General features: G+C 31.5%; 1 protein-coding gene and 2 pseudogenes. All 3 read left to right on the top strand.

Annotated elements, in window-relative coordinates; all coding sequences use genetic code 11:
* Positions 1-147: pseudogene (locus ACVC2P_RS04405) on the top strand (imidazole glycerol phosphate synthase subunit HisF); the annotation flags it as partial.
* 112 nt (positions 148-259) lie between these two features.
* Positions 260-859, top strand: coding sequence for a bifunctional phosphoribosyl-AMP cyclohydrolase/phosphoribosyl-ATP diphosphatase HisIE (gene hisIE / locus ACVC2P_RS04410; protein WP_452597274.1), 600 nt, complete (start codon positions 260-262; stop codon positions 857-859).
* A 30-nt stretch (positions 860-889) separates the two neighbouring features.
* Positions 890-1,150 (top strand): annotated as a pseudogene (locus ACVC2P_RS04415) (GNAT family N-acetyltransferase); the annotation flags it as partial.

The raw sequence follows: 1,150 nt of genomic DNA on the forward strand, positions 1-1,150 counted from the left end.
GCAGGCACCATTCAGCATTTTGTAGATACGTTTAAAGTAGGGGAAGCAGATGCAGCCTTAGCGGCGAGTGTATTTCACTTTGGAGAAATTCCAATTTTAGAATTAAAAGAAACATTAAAACAAAATAACATTCCAGTACGATTATAAGCAAGCAAAAGAATTATAAAAGTAAATTAAAAACGTCGCTCAGAGTGATTTTTGAGGCGCGAAAAAATTGTATCGAGAAGCTACAATTACAAAACAACACATTAGGTAAATTATGACTATAGATTTTAATAAAAATAACGACGGATTAATTCCAGCTATCATTCAAGATGTAAATACCAAAACCGTATTAATGTTGGGATATATGAATGAGAAAGCACTAGAAGTTACCAAAACAACCAAATTAGTAACCTTTTATAGCAGAACAAAACAGCGACTTTGGACCAAAGGAGAAGAAAGCGGAAATGTGTTAAATCTAGTAAGTATGAAGCTAGATTGCGACAATGACACTTTATTAATACAAGTAAAACCAGAAGGGCCAACATGCCATAAAGGAACAGATACCTGCTGGAATAGTACCAATACGGAGTCGTACGGCTTTATATCTAAATTAGAAAACACCATAGAAGATAGGCGCACCAATGCAACTGGAGAAAAATCGTATGTAGCCTCTTTATTTGAAAAAGGAATTAATAAAATAGCACAGAAGGTTGGAGAAGAAGCAGTAGAAGTTGTCATTGAAGCTAAGGATAATAACGATAATCTATTTTTAAATGAAAGTGCCGATTTACTGTTTCATTACTTAATGTTGTTGCAAGCTAAAGGATTTAAATTAAAAGATGTAGTTTCAGTTTTAAAAGGGCGAGAGAAATAGTAATTTAGACTTAATTAATAATTTTGTTGTATGCAATTTGATAATTATAAGATTAAACTATTAGAATCGAGTGAAAATAAAGCCTTTTTTAATTTAATAGAAAATAATAGAGTACGTCTTGAAGATTTTTTTGCAGGAACAGTTTCCAGAACTCAAACTTTTGAAGATACTGTAGCCTATTGTAGGGAAATTGAAGAAAGAATTACAAACAAAACATACTTACCTTTTATAATAATAGATACAACAACTAATGATTTTGTTGGTTTGGTAGATGTTAAAAACATCGATTGG

This window comes from Pontimicrobium sp. MEBiC01747 (genome assembly GCF_053601635.1).

What these genes read in the sequence shown, in the direction of transcription:
- hisIE (WP_452597274.1), top strand. Translation starts at nt 260, where the DNA reads ATGACTATAGATTTTAATAAAAATAACGACGGATTAATTCCAGCTATC.